The sequence below is a fragment of the Variovorax sp. TLI9-5A genome, from assembly GCF_056867935.1.
In genome coordinates, this window is the sequence record NZ_CP200310.1 from 5,739,368 (window position 1) to 5,765,210 (window position 25,843).

The window sequence follows — 25,843 nt, forward strand, 5'->3', positions numbered from 1 at the left end:
GCGCGGTCGTGTGGGAAGAAAGTGTGGCTCAGGCCTTGCCCTTGCCGTGCGAGGTCGGCAGCTTCGCCAGCTCGCGCACGCGATCCGCGTTCGGCGCGAAGCCCAGGCCCGGCGTCTCGGGCAGCGCGAGCCAGCCTTGGTCGGGTACCGGCAGGCCGTCGAAGATCTGCTTGAGCATCTGCACCGCCACGTAGTGGTACTCGACCAGCCCGCCGTTCGACACGCCCGCGTGCAGGTGCATGTTGTGGAAGGGCCAGGCGCCGCCGTTGTCGATGGGCACGTTGAAGGCCTGCGCCATGCCGGCGATCTTCAGCACCTGCGAGTAGCCGCCCGAGATGGTCACGTTGGGCTGCAGCACGTCGGCCGCCTGGTTCACCAGCAGGTCGCGGAAGCGGAAAGCCAGGCCCTCGTTCTGGCCGCAGGCCAGCGGAATACGGGTGCGCGAGCGCAGCTGGGCCATCTGGCGCACGTCGTTCTGCGTGAGCGGCTCCTCGAAGAAGCTGATGCCGTAGGGCTCGATGCGGTGCGCGAGTTCGGTGGCGTGGAACAGGTCGAGGCCGCAGTTGGCGTCGACGTACAGCTTGACGTCGGGGCCCACGGCCTCCCGCACGGCGGCGACGCGGCGCACGTCCTCGGCGATGACTTCGTCGAGCGGGCGCGGCTCGTCGCGGCGCGCGAGCGCGTGGTTGCCGACCGTCATCTTCAGCCGCTGGAAGCCCTGCGAAACCCACAGCTTGGCCGCAGCCGCGAGCTGGTCGCGCTCGAAGAAGCCGAAGCCGAAGGTGGCGTACACCGGCACCTTCGCGCGTGCGCCGCCCAGCAGGCGCCACAGCGGCTGGCCGAGCGCACGGGCCTTGATGTCCCACAGCGCGATGTCGAGCGCGGCGATGGTGTGGCTGGCGTAGCCGGTCTGACCGCGCGGCGAGAGCAGCCAATAGAGCTTTTCCCACAGGCGCTCGGTGGCCATCGGGTCTTCGCCGACCAGCGCGGGGCCGGCCACCTCGCGCACGGCGGCGGCGATGATTTCCTCCTCGGTGATGGCCGTCATGCCGTGGCCGACGAGGCCGGTGTCGGTCTCGATCTCGGTGAGGCACAGCGACAGCGAGGTCTGCTTGTTCATACCGACCACGTCGATGGTGACGGGAATGTTCAGCGGCGTGGCACTGACGCGAACGATCTTCAAGTTTGTCTCCTTTGTTGGAGCGCGCATCTTTGCGCGCGCGCCGCCGGAGAACAATTCGTTTTTGGCGGGAGCGAGGCTTCGCGCGGCGCGAAGCCTCGACGGAGCCGGCAGCTCAGTCGGGCAAACCCAGGTGCTCCAGCACCGAGCGCGCGGCCACCGTCAGGTCCTGCTGCCTGCGCACGCACAGCAGGTGCCGGCGCAGCGCCCACGGCGCGTCGAGCTTCAGGCAGCGCAGCTTCAGTATCTGCAGCTGCGGCAGGATGGCCGCATAGGGCAGCACGCCGATGCCCACGCCCTGCTCCACCATGCGGCAGACCATGTCGAAGCTGCCCACCTGCATGCGCACCTTCAGCGGCACGCCGGCCTCCAGAGCGGTGGCCAGCAGCACTCGGTGCAGGGCCGTGCCTTCGCGCACCACGATGTGGTCGTGGCGCAGCACCTCGTCCACGCCGATGCGCCTGCGCCGCGCCAGCGGATGGTCGCGCGCCACCACCACGGCCAGCTCGTCGGTGCGGTAAGGCAGGCATTCGAGGCCCTCGGCGGGCGTGTTGCCCTCGATCACGCCGATGTCGGCGAGGCCCGCCTGCACCGCCTTCACCACCTCGGTGCTGGCGCGCTCCTGCAGGTCGATCTTCAGCACAGGGTGCAGGCGCAGGAAGGAGCCGATCTGCGCCGGCAGGAACTGCGCGATGGTCGACGCGTTGGCCGTGATGCTGACCACGCCAGCCACGCCGTTCTGGAAGTCGTCGAGCTCGGCGCCCAGCCGGTCCATGGCCGAGAGCACGGCGCGCGCATGCAGCAGCAGCCCGTGGCCCGCCGAGGTGAGCGTGACGCCGCGCGCATGGCGCACCAGCAGCGGCAGCCGCGCGCGGGCTTCGAGGTCGGAGATTCGTTTGCTGGCCGCCGCGAGCGCGATGTGGCAGCGCTTGGCGCCCTCGCTGATGCTGCCGTGATCGGCCACGGCCACGAACAGGCGCAGCGACTTCAGGTCGGCGGACATGGTGCGTGCGCTTTCAGTGCGCGACGAGGTGGTCGAACAGTTCGCGTGCGGAGGCTGGCAGCTGCTCGCGGTTGCGCGCGATCAGCTTCAGCTCGCGCTCGGCCCAGGCATCGCTGAGCGCCACGGTCGAGATGCGCATCGCCATCGACAGACGCTGCGCCGACGACGCCGGCAGCACGCCGACGCCAACACCCGCCTCGATCATCAGGCAGATGGCCTCGAAGCTGCTGACCTGGATGCGCGGGTTGAAGCCGCGCCCCGCGAGTTCGGCACGGCGCTGCAGGAAGCGGTGGATGGCGCTGCCGTGGTGCAGGCCCACGTGCTGTTCTTCGAGCGTGTCGGCAAAGGCCACCGAGGGCGCGCCCGCGAGGCGGTGCGTGGTAGGCACCACCAGCACGAGCTGGTTGCTGCCGAAGGGCCGCGCGTCGAAGTCGCCCGTGTGCACGTCGCCCGCGAGGATGCCGATGTCGGCTTCGCCGTCTGCCACCGCTCGCACGATCTCCTCGCTGAGGTATTCGCGCAGGTCCACCTGCACGGCCGGATGCTGGGTGAGGAAGCCCGCCAGCTTCTGCGGCAGGTATTCGGTGATGGAAGTGGTGTTGGCGAACACCCGCACGTGGCCCTTGATGCCCTTGCCGAAGTCCTGCATGTCGCAGCGCAGGTGCTCCATCTGCTGCATCACGCGCTTGGCGTGGTAGAGCACCGCCTGCCCCGCCGCCGTGAGGCTCACGCCCTGCGCACTGCGGTGCAGCAGCTTGCCGCCCACGGCTTCTTCCATCTGTTTGATGCGCGCGGAGGCGGCGGCCAGCGAGATGCAGGCCTTCTCCGCGCCGCGCGTGAGGCTGTGTGCGTCCGCCACGTAGACGAACAGTTTCAGGTCGAACAGGTCGAAGTGCAGATTCACCGGGCGCCGGTATCAAGGGGAAACGGAACGCGCATTGTCCGGCGAATGAGCCCGCTCGCCGCCCCGTGCGGGTTTGTCCTCAGACCGGGTCCCAGCTGAACACGTCCGCCGAGCGGTCGAGCTCGAAGAAGCTGGCGCGCATCGCGGGCATGGCGTGCTCGGCGATGCTCTGCGGCGTCCAGCCCTCCGAACGGTGGATGGAGCGCACCGGCCGCGGCTGGCTGATGAGCGAGATCTCGTTGTTGCGCACCGAGAAGATCTGGCCGTTGACCGCCGCCGCGGCGTCGCTCGCGAGGTAGACCGCCAGCGGCGCGACCTTGGCGGGCGTCATCTGCTTGATCTTGTCGACACGGGCGCGCTGCTCGTCGGTGTCGGTGGGAATGGCGCCGATCATGCGGCTCCAAGCGAAGGGCGCGATGCAGTTGGAGCGCACGTTGAATTTCTGCATGTCCAGCGCGATCGACTTCGACAGCGCCACGATGCCGAGCTTGGCCGCCGCGTAGTTGGCCTGCCCGAAGTTGCCGATGAGGCCCGAGGTGGAAGTCATGTGCACCAGCGCGCCCGAGTTCTGCTCCTTGAAGTGCGTGGCGGCCGCGCGGCTCGTGAAGTACGCGCCGTACAGGTGCACCTTGAGCACCGAGTCCCATTCGTCGACCGACATCTTGTGGAAGAAGCGGTCGCGCAGGATGCCGGCGTTGTTCACCACCACGTCGATGCGCCCGAAGCTGTCGATGGCGCACTGCACGATGCGCGCCGCGCTCGCGGCGTCGGCCACGCTGTCGGTGTTGGGCACCGCCTGCCCGCCCGCCGCGCGGATCTCGTCGACCACCTGCTGCGCGGGGCCTGCACTGCTGGTTGCGCCGCCGCCTTCGGCGTCGAGTGCACCATCGAGCGCCGCGCCGATGTCGTTGACCACCACCTTCGCGCCATGCGCCGCCATCGCCAGCGCGATGTCGCGCCCGATGCCGCCGCCCGCGCCGGTGACGACGACCACTTTTCCTTCAACCATGCTTGCCTCTGCTTCGGATGTTCGTTCGCCCACGGGGTCGCGGGCGAAATCCAGAATGCCACAGGGAGGGTTGGAGCGGGTTTGGGGTTTCCGAAGAGGGGCTTCGGCGGCCGGCCCGCCGGGCTTTACTGCCTTGCTGTCCGGATGTTCGGCGGCAGCGCCTGCGGCCAGCTCGTGCGGAACGGGTTGATGTCCAGCCCTCCGCGCCGCGTGTAGCGCGCGTACACCGCGAGCTTGTTCGGTTTGCAGCGGGTCCAGATATCCGTGAACATGCGCTCGGCGCAGGGTTCGTGGAACTCGTTGTGGTTGCGGAAGCTGATGATGTACGCGAGCAGGCCGGCCTGGTCGATGGGCGGGCCGCTGTAGCGGATCTGCACGCTGCCCCAGTCGGGCTGGCCGGTGACGAGGCAGTTGCTTTTCAGCAGGCGGCTGGTGAGGGTCTCGTTGACGGGGGCCTGCGTGGCGTCGCTGCTCAGCAGCTCGGGCGTGGGCTGGTAGTGGCTGCACTCGATGTCGAGGCGGTCGAGGTCGAGGCCGTCGAGCTCGTGCACCGGCTCGCGGTCGAACATGTCGGGCGCCAGCAGGGTCACGCCGATGGTGGCCTGCTGGTCGCTGCCGCGCCACGCGGCCTCCGACAGGTCGGCGCGCAGGCGCTCGCGCACCGCGTCGACGCTGGCGAACTGGCTGTTGTTGAAGCTGTTGAGGTAGAGCTTGAAGCTCTTGCTCTCGATGATGTTGGGCGTCTCGCAGGGGATGGTGAAGTGCGCGATGGCCAGCTGCGGCTTGCCGCGCAGGTTGAGCCAGCTCACCTCGAAGGCGGTCCATAGGTCGGCGCCGAAGAACGGCAGCGCACCGGTCTTGATGCCCATGGCTTCGCGCTGTGTGGCGCGCGCGATGGGAAAGAGCAGCGTGGGGTCGTAGTGGTCGGCGTAGGCCGAGGCGCGGCCCAGCTGCGACTGCTCGGGGGTGTTGGGGTTCGAGTCGTGGCTCATGATGTTCTTGTCGGGGCGGCATCCGCCGCATGGGCGAAGGACGCGATGTGATTGGCGAGGATGTTGCACACCTCGGGCGGCAGGTCGTGGCCCATGCCGGGAACGGAAACGAATTTCGAGCCCGGAATGCGCCGGGCCGTGTCTTCGCCGCAGGCGATGGGCACGAGCGCATCGGCATCGCCGTGCAGCACCAGCGTGGGCGACTGGATGCTCGGCAGCAGCCTGGGGCGCTCGTCGTCGGCGCCGATGGCCAGCATCTGCCGCATCAGGCCAGCCGGATGGTAGGAGCGGCGCATGCTGAAGACGAGCCGCTCGGCAAGCTCCTCGTCGGTCTGCGGATAGGCCGGGCTCTGGATGAGCCGCAGCAGCCGGATACTGTGCGCGACCAGCGCGGCCTCGTCGCGGCCCGCCGGGCGGCGCATGAGCATGGAGGTGACCTCGCGGCGCGGGCCGGGCAGGCCGCGCGCGCCGCTGGAGCTCATGATGCTCACCAGGCTGGTCGAGCGCCGAGGCGCGAAAGCGGCGATGCGCTGGGCGATCATGCCGCCCATGGAGGCGCCGACGATGTGGGCCTTGCCGATGCCCAGCGCGTCGAGCACGCCGAGCGAATCGAGCGCCATGTCCTGCAGGGTGTAGGCCGATCGCACCTTCAGGCCGAGGCGGTGGCGGATGGTTTCCCACACGATGTTGCCCACGCCCGCGTGGTCGAAGCCCTGGCTCAGGCCGATGTCGCGGTTGTCGTGGCGCACCACGCGAAAGCCCGCGTCCACCAGCTGCTGCACGAAGGCCGTCGGCCACGCGACGAGCTGCATGCCCAGACCCATGATGAGCAGGATGACGGGGCGCCCTTCGCCTCCGCTGTCGTCGACCTCGATCTGCAGCCCGTTGGCGGTGACTTTCATCGATTGCTTCGTTGTGCCTGCGCTTACTTGAACTCGCGCTCGCGCAGCCACTTGGTAGCGACCCATTTCTCGCCCGCCAGCACCGGCGCGCCGCCGTGCAGGGTGCGGGTGACGGGGTCGGGCCGGTCGTAGCTGAAGAACACGCCGCAGCCGCGCGCCGGGGCCACTTCGAGGCCCACGTCGGGAAAGGTGGTGGCGCCGCCGCCCTCGGGCTCCTGCAGGTACATCACCAGCGTGGCGACGCGCTGGCCGCCGCGCTTGAGGATGGTGGGCGTGCCGGGCTCGCTGGGGTCGAAGTAGTCGTAGTGCGGGCGGTACTGCGCACCGGGGGCGTAACGCAGGATCTGCAGGCCCTCGCCGAATTCGAGCGGCCAGCGCAGCAGCGCGGCGATGCGCTGCTCGAGGCGCGCGACGATCTCGTTCTCGCCGCGCTCGAAGAACATGCCGTCGCTGGTACGGTCGACGTTGAGCACCTCGCCGCCGGTGCGCGTCTCGACCGTGAGCGAGCGCGCGAGCCGCACGCGCGCGGCGGCGATCAGGCCTTCGCACTCCTCGGCCGACAGCAGGTTGCCGAAGACCACCACGCGCGGATGCCGCATGGTCTGCAGCACCTGCACGCGGCGATCGCCCGCGTCGATGTAAAGCGGCGCGCCGTCGAGGTCGGGCCCGGGCATCTTCGCCTGCACGGGCGGCAGCGCGACTTCCACGTTCGGGAAGCCGGCTTCCAGCTGTGCCAGCGCCCTATCGGCGGCGGCATCGTGCCAGCCCGCCGCGCGCATGGAAGCGCGCAGCGCCGGCACCGAATGCCCGGCTGCGAGCTGGGCAACCAGCCATTCGCGCAGTTCCGGACTGATAGCTTGCGACATCTCAGTATTCCTCCAAGTTGCGCCAAGACTCAAGACGCATGAAACCACCGCTGCTCGCGCCAGGAACACCGCGGAACCGGCTTTGCCGGGCCGCCGGTGTTGCCCCTGGAAGGGGGTTGGCGAAGCGACACGAAGTGCGTGAAGACCGGGGGTCATCCCAGCCTTCTCCTGAACACCAGCCTTTCGGCTGTCGATACCTGAGCGTCGAAACCATAACCCTCGAGGTCGAACTTTTCCAGTGCCTTGGGCGTGGCCGCCTTGTGCTGCACGGCCCAGCGCGCCATCAGGCCCCGGGCACGCTTGGCGAAGAAGCTCACGATCTTGTACCTGTCGCCCTTCCACTCCTCGAACACGCATTCGACCACACGGGCCTTGAGCACCTTGCGGTCCACCGACTTGAAGTACTCGTTCGACGCGACGTTGATGACCACCGGCGAACTGTCGGCCGCGAGGCGCTGGTTCAGGTGCTCGGCGATGCGCGAGCCCCAGAAGGCGTAGAGGTCCTTGCCGTGGCGGTTGGCGAGCTGGGTGCCCATCTCCAGGCGATAGGGCTGCAGCAGGTCGAGCGGGCGCAGCAGGCCGTAGAGGCCGCTGAGGATGCAGACGTGGTCCTGCGCCCAGGCCAGTTGGGCCTTCGTGAGGGTGCGGGCATCGAGCCCGCCGTAGACGTCGCCGTCGAAGGCGAAGGCGGCCTGGCGGGCGTTCTTCGGGCTGCTCTTGCTGGACCAGGCTTCGTAGCGGGCCACGTTCAGGGCAGAGAGCTTGTCCGACAGGCTCATGAGCTCGGAGATCTGCTGGGGCGACTTCTCGCGCAGCAGCTTGATGAGTTCGACCGAGGGGCCGCGGGGCGATTCGAAATGGGGCTGGGTGGCGGGGATTTCGGAGGGGACGGGGGTTTCGTAGTCGAGCGACTTCGCAGGGGAAAGCAGGAACAGCATGCCGGAATTATCAGTGGCGGCCGTGACGGGGAGCCGCCCCGGTAAAATCGCGGGCTACCTCACCTGTGTCCCCCAACGGCTCCCCAAGGGCCGTTCTGCATTTCCCCATGAGCGAACCCACCACCCCTCCCGCCCAGCCTGGTCTGGACAGCCTTTCCAAATCGTTCGAGCCCGCCGCCATCGAGGCGCACTGGGGACCCGAATGGGAGAAGCGCGGCTATGCCAAGGCCGGCTTCAGAGGCACGCAGCAACCCAAGGAAGGCGCCGAATCGTTCGCGATCCAGCTGCCGCCGCCCAACGTGACGGGCACGCTGCACATGGGCCATGCGTTCAACCAGACGATCATGGACAGCCTCACGCGGTATCACCGCATGAAGGGCGACAACACGCTGTGGGTGCCCGGCACCGACCATGCGGGCATCGCAACGCAGATCGTGGTGGAACGCCAGCTGCAGGAGCAGAAGGTCAGCCGCCACGACCTGGGCCGCAAGAACTTCGTGGCGCGCGTGTGGGAATGGAAGGAAAAGTCGGGCAACACCATCACCGAGCAGATGCGCCGCATGGGCGACACGGTGGACTGGAGCCGCGAATACTTCACCATGGACGACGACCTCTCCAAGGTCGTCACCCACACCTTCGTGAAGCTGTACGAGGAAGGCCTGATCTACCGCGGCAAGCGCCTGGGCAACTGGGACCCGGTGCTCAAGACCTCGGTGAGCGACCTCGAAGTGGAAAGCGAAGAGGAAGACGGCTCGCTCTGGCACATCGCCTACCCGCTCGAAGACGGCAGCGGCGCGCTGACCGTGGCCACCACCCGGCCCGAGACCATGCTCGGCGACACGGCCGTGATGGTCCACCCCGAAGACGAGCGCTACAAGCATCTCATCGGCCAGCGCGTGAAGCTGCCGCTGGTGGACCGGCTGATCCCGATCATTGCCGACGACTATGTCGACAAGGAGTTCGGCACCGGCGTCGTGAAGGTCACGCCCGCGCACGACTACAACGACTACGCCGTCGGCCAGCGCCACAAGCTGGACATGATCGGCGTGCTCACGCTCGACGCGACCATCAACGACAACGCCCCCGAGAAGTACCGCGGCCTCGACCGATTCGTGGCGCGCAAGGCCATCGTGGCCGACCTCGACGCGCTGGGCCTGCTGGTCGAGGTGAAGAAGCACAAGCTGATGGTGCCGCGGTGCGCGCGCTCGGGCGCCATCGTCGAGCCGATGCTCACCGACCAGTGGTACGTGGCCATGACGCGCCCTGGCGCCGACGGCCAGTCGATCGCGCAGAAGGCCATCGACGTGGTGAAGTCGGGCGAAGTACGCTTCGTGCCCGAGAACTGGGTCAACACCTACAACCACTGGATGGAGAACATCCAGGACTGGACTATCTCGCGCCAGCTGTGGTGGGGCCACCAGATTCCCGCCTGGTACGACGAGGAAGGCAACGTGTACGTGGCGGAAGACGAAGCCGCCGCGCAGGCCAAGGCGCCCGGCAGGAAGCTGGTGCGCGACGAGGACGTGCTCGACACCTGGTATTCGTCGGCGCTGGTGCCCTTCTCCTCGCTGGGCTGGCCCGGGAAGACACAGGACCTCGACCTGTACCTGCCCTCGACCGTGCTGGTGACGGGCTACGACATCATCTTCTTCTGGGTCGCCCGGATGATCATGATGACCAAGCACTTCATCGGCAAGGTGCCGTTCAAGCACGTGTACATCCACGGCCTGGTGCGCGACGCTCAGGGCAAGAAGATGAGCAAGTCCGAAGGCAACGTGCTCGACCCGGTGGACCTGATCGACGGCATCGAGCTGCCCGCGCTCCTGGACAAGCGCACGCAGGGCCTGCGCAAGCCAGAGACGGCGCCGGCCGTTCGCAAGAACACGCAAAAAGAGTTTCCCGACGGCATCCCGGCCTTCGGCGCCGACGCGCTGCGCTTCACCTTCGCCTCGCTGGCCTCATTGGGCCGCAGCATCAACTTCGACTCGAAGCGCTGCGAGGGCTATCGCAACTTCTGCAACAAGCTGTGGAACGCCACGCGCTTCGTGCTGATGAACTGCGAGGGCCAGGACTGCGGCCTGCTGGAGCACAGCAAGGAGGACTGCAAGGTCGGCGGCAAGGCGCACGGCTACCTGAAGTTCAGCCGCGCCGACTACTGGATCGTGTCGAAGCTGCAGCGCGTGGAGGCCGAGGTGGCCCAGGGCTTCGAGGAATACCGCCTCGACAACGTCGCTACCGCGATCTACCAGTTCGCATGGGACGAGTTTTGCGACTGGTACCTGGAAATCGCCAAGGTGCAGATCCAGACCGGCGACGACGCGCAGAAGCGCGCCACGCGCCGCACGCTGATCCGCGTGCTCGAGACGCTGCTGCGCCTGGCGCACCCGGTGATTCCGTTCATCACGGAAGAGCTGTGGCAGAAGGTTTCGAAGGTTGCAGGACGTGAGGGCGAGTCGATCATGGTCGCCGCCTATCCGAAGAGCCAGCCCGAGAAGATCGACGAGGTGGCCGAGGCGCATGCGGCGCGGCTGAAGGCGCTGGTGGATGCATGCCGCACGCTGCGTGGCGAGATGAACGTGTCGCCCGCCACGCGCCTGCCGCTCTACGCGGTGGCCGACGATGCCGAGGGCGCGGCCTTCCTGCGCGAATCCGCGCCGGTGCTGCAGGCGCTCGCCAAGCTCAAGGAAGTGAAGGTCTTCGACGACGAGGCCTCGTGGTCGGCTGCCGCCGAAGCCGCGCCGGTCGCGGTGGTGGGTGCCGCGCGCCTGTGCCTGCACATGGAGATCGACAAGGCCGCGGAGAAGGTTCGCATCGGCAAGGAAGTCGCGCGCGTCGAGGGCGAGATCGCCAAGGTGCACTCCAAGCTGGGTAACGAAGCGTTCGTCGCGAAGGCCCCGCCGGCCGTGATCGAGCAGGAACGTAAACGTCTGACTGACTTCACAGCCACTCTGGAACGTTTGCGCGACCAGCTTGTACGCCTCGGCTGACAGACTCCGGGTTTCGAAGGCGTTTAGGATGCTTGGAGCGGCTGCGCGCCGTTTCGCATCCTGCCATCCCCCTCTTTGACGAAAGACGCTGAACCGCCCATGTCCACATCCGCGACCCGCATCCGCAAGGCCGTATTCCCCGTTGCCGGCTTCGGTACCCGCTTCCTGCCGGCCACCAAGGCGCAGCCCAAGGAAATGCTGCCGGTGGTCGACAAGCCGCTGATCCAGTACGCCGTCGAAGAGGCGTACGCAGCCGGCATCCGCGACATGATCTTCGTGACCGGGCGCAACAAGCGCGCCATCGAAGACCACTACGACACCGCCTACGAACTCGAGAGCCAGCTCGAGGCCAGCGGCAAGACCGCCCTGCTGAACATCGCCCGCTCGGTCATGCCCGACGACATGACCTGCTCCTACGTTCGCCAGCCGCGCATGCTGGGCCTGGGCCACGCGGTGCTGTGCGCCGAGCACCTGGTCGGCAACGAGCCTTTCGCCGTGCTGCTGGCGGACGACCTGATGGTCGGTCCCGACGGCGGCCAGCCGGTGCTGGCGCAGATGACCGAAGCCTTCGCCCGCCTCGGCGGCTCGCTGCTCGCGGTGCAGGAGGTGCCGCTGGCGCACGTCAAGCGCTACGGCATCGTGGCCGGCGACGCGATCGAAGAAGGCCTGGTGAAGGTCAACCGCATGGTCGAGAAGCCGAAGCCCGAAGATGCGCCCTCGCGCCTCGGCGTGGCAGGCCGCTACATCCTCACGCCGGGCGTGTTCGACGAGATCCGCAACCAGCCCAAGGGCGCGGGCGGCGAGATCCAGCTGACCGACGGCATCGCGGCGCTGATGAAGAAGGAATCGGTCTACGCGTACTCGTACAAGGGCATCCGCTACGACTGCGGCAGCAAGGAAGGCTTCCTGCAGGCATCGGTGGAACTGGCGCTGGCGCACCCCGAAGTGGGCGCGGATTTCCGCGAGTACCTCAAGAGCCTGAAGCTGTAATCCGCAGCTTCGAGCACACGCAGAAAGGGCCGCAAAAGCGGCCCTTTTTCTTCTCGGCTCGTCGAGCTCAGCGGCGCTTCAGCACATGGATGAAGTCGGTGCCGACGGTCTCCTGCTCCATCAGCTCGTTGCCGGTCTGGCGCGCGAAGGCCTGGAAGTCGCGGATCGAGCCGGGGTCGGTCGACACCACCTTCAGCAGTTGGCCGCTCGTCATCTCGTTGAGCGACTTCTTCGCCTTGAGGATGGGCAGCGGGCAGTTCAGGCCGCGCGTGTCGAGTTCGCGATCAACTTGCATTGCCGGGCTCCGGGGGCAAGTTGAGGCCGCGGCGGCGCTCCTCATTCTCGGCGGCGGTGAAGAACACCGGCTCATGGCCGCGCGTGCGCAGCCAGTCGGCCAGCGCATAGCCTGTGCCGGCGGGCCAGCACTTGAGATCGGGCAGGTCGTAGAGGCGGTAGTCGACCAGCTCGGGCGAGAGCTTCACCTCGCCGTCGGCCACCACGTGGTAGGCGATGATGACCTGGTTCATGCGCTGGAAGTCGTAGGCGCCGACGATCTTCGTGGCGCTCACGTCGAGGTTGGTTTCTTCCTTCACCTCGCGCGCGATGCCTTCCTCGGGCGTTTCGCCGGCTTCCATGAAGCCGGTGATGAGCGCGAACATCTTGCCGGGCCACGCCGCGTTGCGCGCCAGCAGCACCTGTCCGCGGTACTCGACGATGGCGGCGAGCACCGGCGTCGGGTTGTTCCAGTGCGTGTGGCCGCAGTTGGTGCAGCGCAGGCGCTCCTTGGGGCCGCCGTCTTCCATCAGCGCGATCCACTCGAGCGGCGTGGCACAGACCTGGCAGAACTTGGGATGGGGCATGGGGTTCTCAGCCTTCTTGTTGTTGAGTAGTGGCCCCTTCCAGGAACACCGCAGAACCGGCTTTGCCGGGCTGCAGGTGTTGCCCCCGGAGGGGGTTGGCGAAGCGACACGAAGTGCGCATAGCCTGGGGGCGGGCCTTGTCAGGCGGGGAAGACGCCGGTGGAGAGATAACGGTCGCCGCGGTCGCAGACCACGAACACGATGGTGGCGTTCTCCACCGTCTTCGACACTTCGAGCGCGGCCCACAGCGCGCCTGCGGCAGAGATGCCGCCGAAGATGCCTTCCTCGCGCGCGAGGCGGCGGCACATCTCTTCGGCATCGCTCTGGCTCACGCTGATTTCCTCGTCGACGCGGCTGGGATCGAAGATCTTCGGCAGGTACTCGGCGGGCCACTTGCGGATGCCCGGAATGCGCGAGCCTTCGGCCGGCTGCGCGCCGATGATGCGCACGGCCGGGTTCTTCTCTTTCAGGAAGCGCGAGACGCCGGTGATGGTGCCGGTGGTGCCCATGGCGCTCACGAAGTGCGTGACCTTGCCCTTGGTGTCGGCCCATATCTCGGGGCCGGTGGTCTCGTAGTGGATGCGCGGGTTGTCGGGGTTGGCGAACTGGTCGAGCACGCGGCCCTTGCCCTGGGCCACCATCTGCTCGGCAAGATCGCGCGCGTATTCCATGCCGCCGCTCTTGGGCGTGAGCACCAGTTCGGCGCCGAAGGCCTTCATGGTCTGTGCGCGCTCCACGGAGAGGTCCTCCGGCATGATGAGCACCATGCGGTAGCCCTTGATGGCCGCGGCCATCGCAAGCGCGATGCCGGTGTTGCCGGAGGTGGCTTCGATGAGCGTGTCGCCGGGCTTGATTTCGCCGCGCTCCTCTGCGCGCCGGATCATCGAGAGGGCCGGCCTGTCCTTGACGGAACCGGCGGGATTGTTGCCTTCGAGCTTGCCGAGAATCACGTTGCCGCGCCTGGCGTTTTCTGCGGCATCGATGCGTTGCAGTGCGACCAGAGGGGTCTTGCCGATGGCGTCTTCGATCGTCGGATAGTTCATGCCAGCCACTGTGCCATAATTTTGGGCTTCATTCAGAACCCTGCCCGGGTGGTGAAATTGGTAGACGCAGGGGACTCAAAATCCCCCGCCGCAAGGCGTGCCGGTTCGATTCCGGCCCCGGGCACCAGCTTGGCTCTCCCCCAGGCTTCGCGCACTTCGTGTCGCTGCGCCAACCCCTTCCGGGGGCGACACCGGTGGCCCGGCGGAGCCGGTTCCACGGTGTCCTTGTAAAAGACTCCTTCTCCCCCGTTTTTCTTATGCTGTTTCGCGCAGGCCGGTGTGTACCGTCGGATGCGCAAGCCGCACCCTCAGTTCGCGCTTCAGCCTTGTGTTGTCCAGCCGGCGCGATTCCCCCATGAAGCTCAGCAGCTGCAGCGGAAGCTGCCGCTCGGCCTCGCCTCGGGCCACGCGGGGCGGGCGGGGCATGCCGTAGAGATCGGCGGCCAGGTCGATGTAGTCGCCCATGCGCAGTTCGGTGTCGTCGGCGGCGTGCACGACGCGCTGCGGCTTGCCGCGGTAGAGCGCGGCGATGCAGGCTCGGGCGAGGTCGTCGGCGTGGATGTGGCTGGTGTAGACGTCGTCCTCGCGCCGCAGCACGGGCGTGCCGCGCTGCAGACGGGCGCGGGGGGTGCCGTTCTCGCGGTCGGGGGCGTAGATGCCCGGAATGCGCAGGATGCTGGCGCGCACGCCCGCGCTGCGGCCGAGCCAGCGCACTGCGCGTTCGGCGTCGACGCGGCGGTGGGAGCGTGGGGTGTCGGGGCGCACGGCGCGGGTTTCGTCGATGCGGGCGCCGCCGCAGTCGCCATAGACGCCGCTGGTGGAGCCGTAGACGAAAGCCGAGGGCACGGAGCGCAGCCGCAGGGCCCGCGCCAGCGTGGTGGTGCGCTGGTCGCGCCACCAGGCGGGGCCGCCGTCGCGCGCGGGGGGCGCCAGGTGCAGCACGCGGGTGGCGATGCCGGCGAGGCGGCGAAGGGTGGCCGGATCGTCCAGGTTGCCCACCAGGGGGCGTATTCCGGCAGCGCGCAAGGTGGCCACGCGGTCGGCCGATGAAGTGAGCGCCACCAGCTGCGTGCGGCCGCGCAGGTCGCGCGCCACGCGCTGGCCGACGTCGCCGCAACCGACGATCAGCAGGCGTTCGCGCCGGAACCGCGCTGGCAGCGCGCCGGAGGGGCTATTGATTGAAGGCAAAATCCTGTTCCCGTCTTCCCAATTCAGTTGCTGCTCTCCTGGCCGCAGGCGGCCCGGAAAGAGCGTTACCCCTCGAAGAATACCGATGACTGTCACGGCGCCGCACGAAGCGGGCTTTTCCATCACCGTCGAACCCAGCGGGCGCCATTTCGTGGTCCAGGGCGACGAAACCATCCTGGCCGCGGGCATCCGCCAGGGCATCGGCCTGCCCTACGGCTGCAAGGACGGCGCCTGCGGCTCGTGCAAGTGCAAGAAGCTCTCGGGCGAGGTCACCCTTGGCCCTCACCAGAGCAAAGCCCTGAGCGCCGAGGAGCAGCTGGCCGGCTACGTGCTCACCTGCTGCGCCCATCCCACGAGCGACGTGGTGCTCGAATCTCGCCAGGTCACCGAGGCCGGCGCGCTGCCGATCCGCAAGATGCCGGTGCGGGTGATGGCTCTCACGCGCCAGTCGCACGACGTGATGCTGGTGCGCCTGCAGCTGCCGGCCGGCGAGCCGCTGCAGTTCTACGCAGGCCAGTACGTCGAATTCATCCTGCGCGACGGCGCGCGCCGCAGCTACTCGATGGCCAATGCGCCGCACACGCTGGCCCAGCCCGGCACGGGCATCGAGCTGCACCTGCGGCACCTGCCCGGCGGCAAGTTCACCGACCACGTCTTCGGCACGATGAAGGAAAAGGAGATCCTGCGCATCGAAGGCCCCTTCGGCAGCTTCTTCCTGCGCGAGGACTCCGACAAGCCGATGATCCTGCTGGCCTCCGGCACCGGCTTCGCGCCGATCAAGGCGCTGCTGGAGCACATGCAGTTCAAGGGTATCGACCGGCCCGCCACGCTCTACTGGGGTGGCCGCCGCCCCGAGGACCTGTACATGGACGGCTGGCTGCGCGAGCAGATGGCACAGATGCCGAACCTGCGCTACGTGCCCGTCGTCTCCAACGCCACGCCCGAGGACAACTGGACCGGCCGCACCGGCTTCGTCCACAAGGCCGTGCTCGAAGACTTCGCCGACCTTTCCGGCCACCAGGTGTATGCCTGCGGCGCGCCCATCGTGGTCGACTCGGCCAAGCGCGACTATGTGGCGCTGGCGGGACTGCCGGAAGAAGAGTTCTTCGCCGATGCGTTCACCACGGAGGCGGACAAGGCCCTCCCCTGAGATTTCCCCGACCTCTCGGTATCCCGAGAACAGACCCAAGAACAAAATGAAGACGAGACACTTCCTCCTCACCCTGATCGCAAGCGCCACCGCCCTGCTGGGCACCGGCCAGGCCATGGCGCAGCAATCGCAGCGCCCCATCCGCCTGGTGGTTCCCTATGCGGCCGGCGGTCCGATCGACAACACGGCGCGCATCCTGGCCGAGCGCGTGAAGGACTCTCTGGGCACGGTCATCATCGACAACAAGCCCGGCGCGGGCGGCAACATCGGCGCCGACGCGGTGGCGAAGGCGCCGGCCGACGGCCTGACGATCGGCATCGCGGCCACCGCCACCAATGCGGTGAACCCGTGGCTCTACAGCAAGATGCCGTTCAACGCCGCGACCGACTTCGCGCCGATCACGCAGATGGTCCGCGTGCCCAACGTGCTGGTGATGAACGCCGACACCGCCAGGCGCCTGAACATCAACAGCGTGGCCGACCTGATCCGCTACGCCAAGGCCAACCCCGCCAAGCTCAACTACGGCAGCGGCGGCAACGGCAGCGCGGGGCACCTCGCGGGCGAGCTGTTCAAGAAGGAAGCAGGCATCTTCGCGCTGCACATTCCGTACAACGGCGGCAATCCGGCGCAACTGGCGCTGATCTCGGGCCAGGTCGACTTCAACTTCGACAACCTCGCCACCGCCGCGCCGAACATCCGCTCGGGCAAGCTCAAGGCGCTCGCGGTGACGACGCTGCAGCGCAGCAGCTCGCTGCCCGAGGTGCCGCCCGTGGCCGACACGCTCAAGGGCTTCTCGATCGACACCTGGTGGGGCCTGGTCGCGCCGGCCGGCACGCCGCACGACGTGGTCGTGAAGCTCAACCAGGCCTTCGTGGCGGCGCTGAATGCGCCGGAGACGAAGACCCGCTTCGCCTCTCTGCTGGCCGAGCCGGTGGGCAGTTCGCCCGAGCAGTTCGGCGCCTTCATGAAGAGCGAGCTCGCCAAGTACGAGAAGGTCGTCAAGGCCACCGGCGCGAAGGTGGACTGACGAGGTCCTCGGGCAAGGCCTCCTCGCGGCGCAACGCCACCGAGGAGTCATCGCCCGAATAGCTGCGCAGCCCCGCGAGGTCGAGCACCTCGACACCGCCATGCTCCACGCGCAGCAGACCGTCGCGCTGCAGGGCGTGCAGCGCGCGGTTGGCGCGCTGTCGCGACACCGCCGAAAGCAGGCCGATCTCGTCCTGGCTCAATCGCACGAAGCGGTCGGCGCGCGGATAGAGGATCGGATCGAACAGGCTGGCGAGGCAGCGCGCCACGCGCGCGTCGGGCCCCAGCAGCCGGTCGAATTCCATGAGCCCGATGAACAGGCTCAGCCGCGCATTGATGTGTAACAACAGAAACCGATTGAATTCGATGTTGGAGGCCAAGAGCCGCTCGAAGCTGTGCTTCGGGATGCATGCGACGCGGGTGGGCCGCAGCGCCACGCCGTCGTAGCGCCAAGGGCCGGGGGTGAGCAGGGAGCCCTCCCGCTCCAGCCTCCGGCGGTGACGCCGGTGAAGGTGGAAACGCGGCCGTCCGGCAGCGACACGGACATCTTCAGCAAGCCGTCCATCACGCCGACCCAGTGATCGGCGGGCTCGCCGCGCCGCACGACGAAGCCGCCGGCTGGAACGGTGCGCTCATGGGACTCCTGCACGACACGATCGAGTTCCTCGCTCGTGAGGGCTCGCGCCCACAGACTCTCGCGGAGCATGTTCTCCAGCGCGCTCGTCGACATCGTCGGGTCTCCTCCCAGGACACGGCCGGCTCGTCGCAAGAGCCGGTCCATCGCGGGCCGTAAGGAATGTCGTTCCAACGACATCCCGGGCGCGGGGATGATGCCACAGTCGCCCGCGTTCGCCACCACGACAAGGAGACAACGATGAAGCGTTCGAACGATAGGCCGCGCCCCCCACGCGGACCGGACGACGGTGATTCGCCGGGCCTGCGCCGGCGCGACGTGCTGGGCTATGCGACGGCCGCGCCGCTGCTGTCGGCGACCGCCGGACTGGGCGGCCTCACCGCCTCCTCCCGCGCAGTCGCCGCGCTGCTGCCGATGACGCCTCCCGACACCACCGACCTCTTCGACATCGGCGATGCGGTGACGCTGACTTCGCTGCCGACCATGCCCCTCGTGAAAGTGACGAACGGCGAGAACGGCCGCGTGCGGCTCGCGCTGCCGCGGCTGGAAGTGGGCCAGGGCATCGCCACGGCCACCGCGATGATGCTGGCCGACAAGCTGCGGCTGCCGCTGAGCGCGATCGAGGTGACCTCGGCCGACGCCAGCCCCGAGCTGATCTGGAACCAGCTCACCGGCGGCTCGTCGAGCGTGCGTTCGCTGCATGCCGGGATGCCGCTGCTGGGAGGCCTCGGCGGCGTGCTCTCGGGCTCCACGCCATCGGTGGTGGGGCAGCGCGTCACGCGGCTCGACGCGCTGGACATCGTCACCGGGCGCAAGAAGTTCACGCTCGACCAGGCGGTGCCCGGCGCGATGCCGACGATGGTGCGGCGCCCGCCGACCATCAACGGCAAGTTCGTGAGCATCAACAACATGAACACGGTGATGGCCATGCCGGGCGTGATCGGCGTGGTGCCCATACCCTCGACCAACGGCATCACGCCGACGCCGCCCGGCGTGGCCGTGATGGCCGAGACCTTCGGGCAGGCATGGGCCGCGGTGAACGCGCTCGACGTGACATGGGGCGCCGGCCCGATCGACGGCGAGTCGAACGCGACCATCATGCGCAAGCTGAAGTCGGCGCTGCTGCCCTTCGCGCTGCCGCCGCTGGGCGCGCTGACCGTGGAGGGCGAATTCGAGTTCGCGCCGGCCGCGCACTGCCCGATGGAAGTGGAGTGCGCGATCGCCGACGTACGCCCTGATCGCGCCGAGATCTGGGCCGGGCTGCAGAGCCCCATCGTCACGCAGCAGGCGGTGGCGGCCGAGCTGGGCCTGCCGCTGGCCAAGGTGACCGTGCATGTAGTGCCCTCGGGCGGCTCCTTCGGCCGGCGCCTCTTCTGGGACCCGGTGCTGCAGGCGATCCAGGTGTCGAAGGCGCTCGGGCGCCCCTGCCGCCTGATGTACCACCGCACCGACGACATGCGCCACACGCGCATGCGCCCGCCGATGTTCCACAAGGCGCGCGCCACGATGCTGCTGGGCCAGGTGATCGCCTTCGAGCAGCGCATCGCCGGCGTGCGGCTCGACACACGCCACGGCTTCGGCAACATGCTGGAGGCCGCGGCCATCGCGCTGCCCAACGCCTTTCCGCAGACGGTGGGCAACTTCGCGATCGAGCAGATCATGTTCAAGACCATGGTCTCCTCGCCCTACAACTTCGGCGTGACGACCAAGCTGCTGACGCCGGTGGCGATGGACATGAACACCTGCTCGTACCGCTCGGTGCACATCCAGCCCTCGCGGCTGGTGGAGGAGATCCTGGTCGACGAGATGGCCAAGGCGGCGGGCAAGGACCCGGTCGCATTCCGGCTTGAGTACCTGCGCCTGCCGCGCGCCCGCGCGGTGCTCAAGGCGGTGGCCGAGGCGGCGCAGTGGGGCAAGGCGATGCCCGCGGGCTTCGCGCAGGGCGTGGGCGTGCACCAGGAGACGAAGTCGTTCACGGCCTGCATCGTGGAGATCGACGCGCGGGTGCCGTCGGCCGCGAAGGTGGTGCGCGCCACGATCGCGATCGACGTCGGCACGCCCGTCAATCCCTCGGGCATCGAGGCGCAGATGCAGGGCGGCCTGTGCGAATCGATCGCGCTGGTGCTCACCGCGGGCCTGCACATCCAGAACGGGCTGCCGCTGGAAGGCAGCTATTCGCAGTACCACTTCTCGCGCATGAAGAACTACCCGAAGGACGTGAAGGTCATCATCATGCCGCCCAGCGGCGAGGCCATCGGCGGCCTGGGCGAAGTGGGCCTGTCGGCGAGCTCGGGCGCGATCGCCAATGCGTACGCGCGCGCCACCGGCACCAAGCCGCGCAGCTTTCCGCTGAACTTCCCGGTGGACTTCACGCCGATCCCGCCGGGCAAGCTGCCCACGCCCGTCAACGTTCCGATCCCGACCTGAGGAGGCCCCCCATGCCAGTGCAATCTTTCAAGGTGAACGGCCAGAACGTCGACGTCGAGGCGCCCGACGACATGGCCCTGCTCTGGGTGCTGCGCGACAAGCTCGGCATCACCGGGCCGAAGTACGGCTGCGGCATCAACGTGTGCAAGGCCTGCACCTGCCACGTGGACGGCAAGGCCGTCACCACCTGCTCGACGCGGGTGTCCGACGTGCGCGGCCGGCAGGTGACGACCATCGAGGGGCTGGCCAACGGCAACACGCTGCACCCGGTGCAGCAGGCCTGGCTGAACCTCGACGTGCCGCAGTGCGGCTTCTGCCAGCCGGGACAGATCATGGCCGCGGTGGACCTGCTGCGCCGCACGCGCAACCCGACGGACGCCGACATCGACGCCATCGAGAACGTGTGCCGCTGCGGCACCTACGGCCGCATCCGCGAGGCCATCAAGGCTGCGGCTGCGGCGATGGGGTAGGAAGAGAGAAAGAGCTTATTCGCCAAGGTAGGCGGCCCGCACGCGCGGGTCGCTCAGCAGTTCCTTGGCGTCGCCGTTCATGGTGATGAGCCCCGACTCCATCACGTAGCCGCGGTCGGCCAGCTGCAGCGCGCGGTTGGCGTTCTGCTCCACCAGCAGGATGGTCACGCCCTGCGAGGCCACGGTCTGCACCACCTCGAAGATCTTGTCGCACATGATGGGCGAAAGGCCCATGGTGGGTTCGTCCAGCAGCAGCACCTTGGGGCGCGCCATGAGCGCGCGGCCCATGGCCAGCATCTGCTGCTCGCCGCCCGACATGGTGCCGGCCAGCTGGTCCTTGCGCTCGCGCAGACGCGGGAAGGTGACGAACACGCGCTCCATGTCGCTCGCGATGGCTGCCTTGTCCTTGCGGATGTAGGCGCCGATCTGCAGGTTCTCGGTGATGGTCATGCGCGTGAACACGCCACGGCCTTCCGGCACCATCACGAGGCCCTCTTCCACCAGGTCCCAGGCGCCGCGGCCCTTGATGCTGCGGCCCAGGAACTCGATGTTGCCGGCCCCGGCCGGCAGCGTGCCTGTGATGGCCTTCATGGTGGTGGTCTTGCCGGCGCCGTTGGAGCCGATCAGCGAGACCAGCTCGCCCTCGCGCACCTCGAAGTCCACGCCCTTGACGGCCTGGATGCCGCCGTAGCCCACCTTCAGGCCGTTGACCTTCAGCAGCACCTTGCCCGCCGTCTTCGTCGCGGTGTCTTGTTCGCTCGTCATCGTTGCTGCGCTCATCTCAATGTCCTCCGGTGCCGAGGTAGGCCTCGATCACCTTCTCGTTCTTCTGCACGTCCACCGGGGTGCCCTCGGCGATCTGCTTGCCGTAGTCCAGCACGGTGACCCGGTCGCACAGGCCCATGATGAGCTTGACGTCGTGCTCGATGATCAGGATGGTGCGGTTGTCGCGGCGGATGCGGTCGATCAGCTCGCGCAGCGCCACCTTCTCGGTGGAGTTCATGCCGGCGGCAGGCTCGTCCAGCGCGATGAGCTGCGGGTCGGTGGCCAGGGCGCGTGCGATTTCCAGGCGGCGCTGGTCGCCGTACGACAACGTGCGCGCCTTGTAGTCGGCGAACTTGCCGATGCCCACGTAGTCGAGCAGTTCGTGCGCGCGGTCGGCGATGGCCTTTTCCTCGGCCTTGAAGCCGCCGGTGCGGAACATCGCGCCGAGCACGCCCGAATGCGTGCGGATGTGGCGCCCGACCATCACGTTCTCGAGCGCCGTCATTTCGGCGAAGAGGCGGATGTTCTGGAAGGTGCGCGCGATGCCGGCTTTCGCCACTTCATGCACCGCCGTCGGCTGGTAGGGCTTGCCCGCGAGCTCGAAGGTGCCGCTGTCGGGCGTGTAGAGCCCCGTGATCACGTTGAAGAAGGTGGTCTTGCCGGCACCGTTGGGGCCGATCAGTCCGTAGACCTGGCCGCGCTTGATGGTGATGCCCACGTCGGAGAGGGCCTGCAGCCCGCCGAAACGCTTGGAGATGCCCCGGACGTCGAGGATGGTGTCTGTCGTCATGTTGATTCTTCCTCGGGCGTTCAGGGATTGATCGACATGGGACGGGAAGCCGCGCCCGGCAGTTCGTCTGCGGGCGTGTCGACGCCCGGCGCGTGGGTCTGCAGCGATCCGGGCGCCACGGCCGCATGGGCCGGGTCGACGGGCGCCACGCCCTTCCTGGCGAGCGTCTTGCCATGCTCGGGCGAGGGCCACAGGCCGCGCGGACGCACCAGCATGATGACGATCATGGCCAGGGCGATGAACAGCTGGCGCAGGATGGACGCGTCGAGGCGGCCGTCGGTCAGCGACTGCAGCGGGCCCGCCACGTAGCGCAGCACTTCGGGCAGCGCGGCCAGCAGGATGGCGCCCAGGATCACGCCGGGCAGGTGGCCGATGCCGCCGAGCACGACCATGGCCACGATCATCACCGACTCCATCAGGCTGAAGGACTCGGGCGACACGAAGCCCTGGAAGGCCGCGAACATCGCGCCCGAAACGCCGCCGAAGCTCGCGCCCATGCCGAAGGCCAGCAGCTTCATGTTGCGGGTGTTGATGCCCATGGCCTTGGCGGCGATCTCGTCCTCGCGGATGGCCATCCATGCGCGGCCGATGCGCGAGAGCTGCAGGCGGTGCGAGATCAGGATAGTGACCAGCACCAGCACCAGGAACAGGTAGTAGTAGAGCGTGACCGAGGAGATGGTGAAGCCGTCGAACTTCAGCGCCTTGCCCAGGTCGAGCCCCCAGAACTTGATCGAGTCGATCGAGGTGATGCCCTTCGGACCGTTGGTGATGTTCACCGGCTGGTCGAGGTTGTTCAGGAACACGCGGATGATTTCGCCGAAGCCGAGCGTGACGATGGCGAGGTAGTCGCCACGCAGCTTCAGCGTGGGCGCGCCCAGCAGCACGCCGAGCACCGCCGCCAGCACGAAGGCTGCCGGTATCACGATCAGCAGCGAGGTGTGCATGCCGTTCGGGAAGGTGATCTTGAACCACTCGAAGGTCTCGGACAGGTGCGACGAGCCCATCAGCGCGAAGAGGTAGGCCCCCACCGCGAAGAAGGCGACGTAGCCCAGGTCGAGCAGGCCGGCGTAGCCGACCACGATGTTCAGGCCCAGGGCCAGCAGCACGTAGAGCAGTGCGATGTCGGCGATGCGCACCCATGCGTTGCCCTGCATCTGCAGCAGCAGCGGCAGCGCGAGCACGGCGATGGCGCCGATGATCCAGAGGGCGAAGTTCTTGCTGTTCTTCATGATGGCAAGCTCCTCAGGCGCGGTCGGCCACGCGTTCGCCGAGCAGACCGGACGGACGCAGCGTGAGCATGACGATCAGCACGATGAACGCGAAGATGTCGCTGTAGTTGCTGCCCAGCACGCCGCCGGTGATCGTTCCGATGTAGCCGGAGCCGATGGCTTCGATGAGGCCGAGCAGGATGCCGCCGACCACCGCGCCGGCCAGGTTGCCGATGCCGCCGAACACGGCCGCGGTGAAGGCCTTGAGGCCGGGCAGGAAGCCCATGGCGTGCTGCGCGATGCCGTAGTTGGACGCATACATCACGCCGGCGATGGCCGCGAGCACGGCACCGATGATGAAGGTGGCCGAGATGACCATGTCGGGTCGGATGCCCATGAGCGCGGCGACGCGCGGGTTCTCGGCGGTGGCGCGCATCGCGCGGCCGAGCTTGGTGTAGTTGACCAGCCACATGAGCACCACGAGCGAGAACGCCGTGACGCTGAGGATCATGACCTGGGTGGGCGAGATGACCGCGCCGCCGAGGTGGATCGGGTCGGAAGGCAGGAGCGTGGGATACGCCTTGTTGGTCGGCTTCCAGATGATCATTGCCAGCGTCTGCAGCAGGATCGACATGCCGATGGCGGTGATGAGCGGCGCGAGCTTGGGGCTGTTGCGCAGCGGCCGGTAGGCCACCTTCTCGATCACGAAGTTGAGGGTTGCCGCGACGACGCAGGCAATGATCAGCGCGATGAAGAGGATCAGCCAGCCCGGTGTGTTGGGCATGCCGTCCTTCATGAGCCCGATGATGGTCCAGCTCGTGAGCGCCCCCACCATCAGCACTTCACCGTGCGCAAAGTTGATCAGATTGATGATGCCGTACACCATTGTGTAGCCCAAGGCTATCAAGGCGTACATGCTGCCGAGAACCAGACCGTTGATGATCTGCTGCAGCAAAATGTCCATAACGCGATTTCCTATGTGTTGCACCGTTGGGGTGCCATTCACCCACCGGGTCACCGGTTTGGCGCCCCTGGCTTGACAAGCAAAAAACCAGCCAACATGTGTCGCCGGCGGATTTGTGGGCGGGATTGTAGTCACGCACCAGCGCTGATTTGGTGCGCGCGGACCGGGGTTTACCCGCTCACGTCATGCTGTATGCGCGTGGGGTCATGCACGCTTTGCGCACATGGTGCAACAGGGTATAGACAGCTGTATCAGCCCTTGGCTTCGTCGTTGCGACGACGCAGTTCGCGCAGCTTTTCCGCGATGCGGATTTCGAGTCCACGCTCCACCGGTTCGTAGAAGACCTGACCCTGCAAGCCATCTGGAAGGTAGCGCTCGCCGGCGGCGAAACCGCCCTCCTCGTCGTGCGCATAGCGGTAACCCTTGCCGTAGTCGAGCTCCTTCATGAGCCTGGTCGGCGCATTGCGCAGGTGCATGGGCACCGGGCGCGTGCTGTCGGTCTTCACGAGGGCGCGCACCGCGTTGTAGGCCTTGTAGACGGCGTTCGACTTGGGCGCGATCGCGAGGTAGACCACGCACTCGGCCAGCGCCAGTTCGCCCTCCGGGGTACCCAGTCGCTCATAGACCTCTGCCGCGTCGAGCGCGAGGCGCAATGCACGCGGATCGGCCAGGCCGATGTCTTCGCTGGCCATGCGCACCAACCGGCGCGCCATGTAGCGCGGATCGGCACCGCCATCGAGCATGCGCACGAACCAGTAGAGCGCAGCATCGGGGTCGCTGCCGCGCACCGACTTGTGCAGTGCGCTGATGGTGTCGTAGAACTGCTCGCCGCCCTTGTCGTAGCGGCGCATGCGCTCGCCAAGCACGCGCAGCAGCCATTCGTCGGTGATGTGGTCGAGCTTCTCGGCGCGCGCCGCGACCGCCAGGGTCTCGAGCGTGTTGAGCAGCCTTCGGGCATCGCCGTCGGCATAGGCCACGAGGCGGTCGACCGCGGTGTCGTCGATGGCGGGCACCGCCTGTATCGCCTGCGCCCGCGCCACGATCTGCTTGAGGTTGCCCTCGTCGAGCGACTGCAGCACGTAGACGGCCGCACGCGACAGCAACGCGGAGTTGACCTCGAACGAGGGGTTCTCGGTGGTCGCGCCAATGAAGGTGAAGAGGCCCGACTCGACATGCGGCAGGAAGGCGTCCTGCTGGCTCTTGTTGAAGCGGTGCACCTCGTCGACGAAGACGATGGTGCGCTGCTGCGTCAGCCCGTCGCGCGCGGCGGTGGCGCGCTCGACCGCCTCGCGGATGTCCTTCACGCCGCCGAGCACCGCGCTGATGCTCAGGAACTGCGCATCGAAGGCATCGGCCATCAGGCGCGCGATGGTGGTCTTGCCCGTGCCAGGCGGCCCCCAGAGGATGCAGGAATGCGGCTGGCCCGATTCGAAGGCGATGCGCAACGGCATGCCCGGGCCGAGCAGGTGCTGCTGGCCGATCACCTCGCCCAATGTCTTGGGACGCAGGCGCTCGGCGAGGGGCTGGTGGGCGGTGGAGGCCAATCC

Annotated in this window: 23 protein-coding genes, 1 tRNA gene and 1 pseudogene; 7 read left to right on the forward strand and 18 right to left on the reverse strand. The window is 67.6% G+C overall.

Annotation, left to right across the window (positions count from 1 at the left end):
* Positions 1-28: 28 nt before the first annotated feature.
* The 8 genes from AC1VNX_RS27350 to yaaA all read right to left on the reverse strand — a co-directional run bounded on the left by AC1VNX_RS27350 (position 29) and on the right by yaaA (position 7,794).
* Complete coding sequence (locus AC1VNX_RS27350; protein WP_483160718.1) at positions 29-1,183, reverse strand: mandelate racemase/muconate lactonizing enzyme family protein; 1,155 nt, start codon at positions 1,181-1,183, stop codon at positions 29-31.
* A gap of 112 nt (positions 1,184-1,295) precedes the next feature.
* The gene (locus AC1VNX_RS27355; RefSeq protein ID WP_483160719.1) at positions 1,296-2,183 is read right to left on the reverse strand and encodes a LysR family transcriptional regulator; all 888 of its coding nucleotides are present in this window, start codon (positions 2,181-2,183) and stop codon (positions 1,296-1,298) included.
* A gap of 13 nt (positions 2,184-2,196) precedes the next feature.
* Complete coding sequence (locus tag AC1VNX_RS27360; RefSeq protein WP_483160720.1) at positions 2,197-3,087, reverse strand: LysR family transcriptional regulator; 891 nt, start codon at positions 3,085-3,087, stop codon at positions 2,197-2,199.
* A gap of 79 nt (positions 3,088-3,166) precedes the next feature.
* Complete coding sequence (locus AC1VNX_RS27365) at positions 3,167-4,096, reverse strand: SDR family NAD(P)-dependent oxidoreductase (protein WP_483160721.1); 930 nt, start codon at positions 4,094-4,096, stop codon at positions 3,167-3,169.
* Between the two features lie 125 nt (positions 4,097-4,221).
* Entirely contained in the window at positions 4,222-5,088 is an 867-nt protein-coding gene (queF, locus tag AC1VNX_RS27370) for an NADPH-dependent 7-cyano-7-deazaguanine reductase QueF (protein ID WP_483160722.1), read from the reverse strand.
* Positions 5,085-5,990 (reverse strand): alpha/beta fold hydrolase, encoded by a 906-nt coding sequence (locus AC1VNX_RS27375; RefSeq protein WP_483160723.1) that lies wholly within the window; start codon positions 5,988-5,990, stop codon positions 5,085-5,087. The genes queF and AC1VNX_RS27375 overlap by 4 nt, the downstream gene beginning before the upstream one ends.
* Positions 5,991-6,013: 23 nt before the next feature.
* On the reverse strand, positions 6,014-6,856 hold the full coding sequence (locus tag AC1VNX_RS27380; protein WP_483160724.1) for a 2OG-Fe(II) oxygenase: 843 nt from the start codon (positions 6,854-6,856) through the stop codon (positions 6,014-6,016).
* A 152-nt stretch (positions 6,857-7,008) separates the two neighbouring features.
* Complete coding sequence (gene yaaA / locus AC1VNX_RS27385; RefSeq protein ID WP_301507153.1) at positions 7,009-7,794, reverse strand: peroxide stress protein YaaA; 786 nt, start codon at positions 7,792-7,794, stop codon at positions 7,009-7,011.
* A 107-nt stretch (positions 7,795-7,901) separates the two neighbouring features.
* Between yaaA and AC1VNX_RS27390 the strand changes: the two genes are divergently transcribed.
* Together AC1VNX_RS27390 and galU are read left to right on the forward strand one after the other, a co-directional pair.
* Complete coding sequence (locus tag AC1VNX_RS27390; protein WP_483160725.1) at positions 7,902-10,781, forward strand: valine--tRNA ligase; 2,880 nt, start codon at positions 7,902-7,904, stop codon at positions 10,779-10,781.
* A 99-nt stretch (positions 10,782-10,880) separates the two neighbouring features.
* Positions 10,881-11,771 carry a UTP--glucose-1-phosphate uridylyltransferase GalU gene (gene galU / locus AC1VNX_RS27395; RefSeq protein ID WP_483160726.1) on the forward strand — a complete coding sequence of 297 codons (891 nt, stop codon included), beginning with the start codon at positions 10,881-10,883 and terminating at the stop codon, positions 11,769-11,771.
* 67 nt (positions 11,772-11,838) lie between these two features.
* Here galU and AC1VNX_RS27400 read toward each other — a convergent pair whose 3' ends face one another.
* From AC1VNX_RS27400 to cysM, 3 genes are all read right to left on the reverse strand, one after another.
* A complete protein-coding gene (locus tag AC1VNX_RS27400) occupies positions 11,839-12,066 on the reverse strand; it encodes a sulfurtransferase TusA family protein (RefSeq protein WP_081265854.1) in 228 nt (75 codons plus the stop codon).
* Positions 12,056-12,631, reverse strand: a complete 576-nt coding sequence (locus AC1VNX_RS27405) for an NUDIX domain-containing protein (RefSeq protein ID WP_301507167.1) — start codon at positions 12,629-12,631, stop codon at positions 12,056-12,058. The genes AC1VNX_RS27400 and AC1VNX_RS27405 overlap by 11 nt, the downstream gene beginning before the upstream one ends.
* Before the next feature lie 140 nt (positions 12,632-12,771).
* Positions 12,772-13,674: a cysteine synthase CysM gene (gene cysM / locus AC1VNX_RS27410; protein ID WP_483160727.1), complete on the reverse strand. Its 903-nt coding sequence runs from the start codon at positions 13,672-13,674 to the stop codon at positions 12,772-12,774.
* A 42-nt stretch (positions 13,675-13,716) separates the two neighbouring features.
* Between cysM and AC1VNX_RS27415 the strand changes: the two genes are divergently transcribed.
* Positions 13,717-13,801: transfer RNA gene (locus AC1VNX_RS27415), tRNA-Leu, on the forward strand.
* 128 nt (positions 13,802-13,929) lie between these two features.
* On the opposite strand, the gene AC1VNX_RS27420 is transcribed toward AC1VNX_RS27415, so the two are convergent.
* Positions 13,930-14,862 (reverse strand): NAD-dependent epimerase/dehydratase family protein, encoded by a 933-nt coding sequence (locus AC1VNX_RS27420; protein WP_483160728.1) that lies wholly within the window; start codon positions 14,860-14,862, stop codon positions 13,930-13,932.
* A gap of 85 nt (positions 14,863-14,947) precedes the next feature.
* On the opposite strand from AC1VNX_RS27420, the gene AC1VNX_RS27425 reads away from it, so the two are divergent.
* Together AC1VNX_RS27425 and AC1VNX_RS27430 are read left to right on the forward strand one after the other, a co-directional pair.
* On the forward strand, positions 14,948-16,012 hold the full coding sequence (locus AC1VNX_RS27425) for a CDP-6-deoxy-delta-3,4-glucoseen reductase (RefSeq protein WP_483160729.1): 1,065 nt from the start codon (positions 14,948-14,950) through the stop codon (positions 16,010-16,012).
* 46 nt (positions 16,013-16,058) lie between these two features.
* The gene (locus AC1VNX_RS27430; RefSeq protein WP_483160730.1) at positions 16,059-17,039 is read left to right on the forward strand and encodes a Bug family tripartite tricarboxylate transporter substrate binding protein; all 981 of its coding nucleotides are present in this window, start codon (positions 16,059-16,061) and stop codon (positions 17,037-17,039) included.
* Here AC1VNX_RS27430 and AC1VNX_RS27435 read toward each other — a convergent pair.
* Positions 17,011-17,768 (reverse strand): annotated as a pseudogene (locus AC1VNX_RS27435) (Crp/Fnr family transcriptional regulator). The gene AC1VNX_RS27430 and the pseudogene AC1VNX_RS27435 overlap by 29 nt on opposite strands.
* A 144-nt stretch (positions 17,769-17,912) precedes the next feature.
* On the opposite strand from AC1VNX_RS27435, the gene AC1VNX_RS27440 reads away from it, so the two are divergent.
* The gene (locus AC1VNX_RS27440; protein ID WP_483160731.1) at positions 17,913-20,099 is read left to right on the forward strand and encodes a xanthine dehydrogenase family protein molybdopterin-binding subunit; all 2,187 of its coding nucleotides are present in this window, start codon (positions 17,913-17,915) and stop codon (positions 20,097-20,099) included.
* A gap of 11 nt (positions 20,100-20,110) precedes the next feature.
* Entirely contained in the window at positions 20,111-20,569 is a 459-nt protein-coding gene (locus AC1VNX_RS27445; RefSeq protein WP_184635311.1) for a (2Fe-2S)-binding protein, read from the forward strand.
* Between the two features lie 15 nt (positions 20,570-20,584).
* Here the strand turns inward: AC1VNX_RS27445 and AC1VNX_RS27450 are convergent, their stop codons facing one another.
* The 5 genes from AC1VNX_RS27450 to AC1VNX_RS27470 all read right to left on the reverse strand — a co-directional run bounded on the left by AC1VNX_RS27450 (position 20,585) and on the right by AC1VNX_RS27470 (position 25,840).
* Entirely contained in the window at positions 20,585-21,349 is a 765-nt protein-coding gene (locus AC1VNX_RS27450; protein ID WP_483160732.1) for an ABC transporter ATP-binding protein, read from the reverse strand.
* Between the two features lies 1 nt (position 21,350).
* Entirely contained in the window at positions 21,351-22,124 is a 774-nt protein-coding gene (locus AC1VNX_RS27455) for an ABC transporter ATP-binding protein (RefSeq protein ID WP_007830307.1), read from the reverse strand.
* Between the two features lie 20 nt (positions 22,125-22,144).
* Complete coding sequence (locus AC1VNX_RS27460; RefSeq protein ID WP_483160733.1) at positions 22,145-23,353, reverse strand: branched-chain amino acid ABC transporter permease; 1,209 nt, start codon at positions 23,351-23,353, stop codon at positions 22,145-22,147.
* Between the two features lie 13 nt (positions 23,354-23,366).
* A complete protein-coding gene (locus tag AC1VNX_RS27465) occupies positions 23,367-24,296 on the reverse strand; it encodes a branched-chain amino acid ABC transporter permease (RefSeq protein ID WP_483160734.1) in 930 nt (309 codons plus the stop codon).
* 251 nt (positions 24,297-24,547) lie between these two features.
* Positions 24,548-25,840: a replication-associated recombination protein A gene (locus AC1VNX_RS27470; protein ID WP_483160735.1), complete on the reverse strand. Its 1,293-nt coding sequence runs from the start codon at positions 25,838-25,840 to the stop codon at positions 24,548-24,550.
* Between the last annotated feature and the right edge of the window lie 3 nt (positions 25,841-25,843).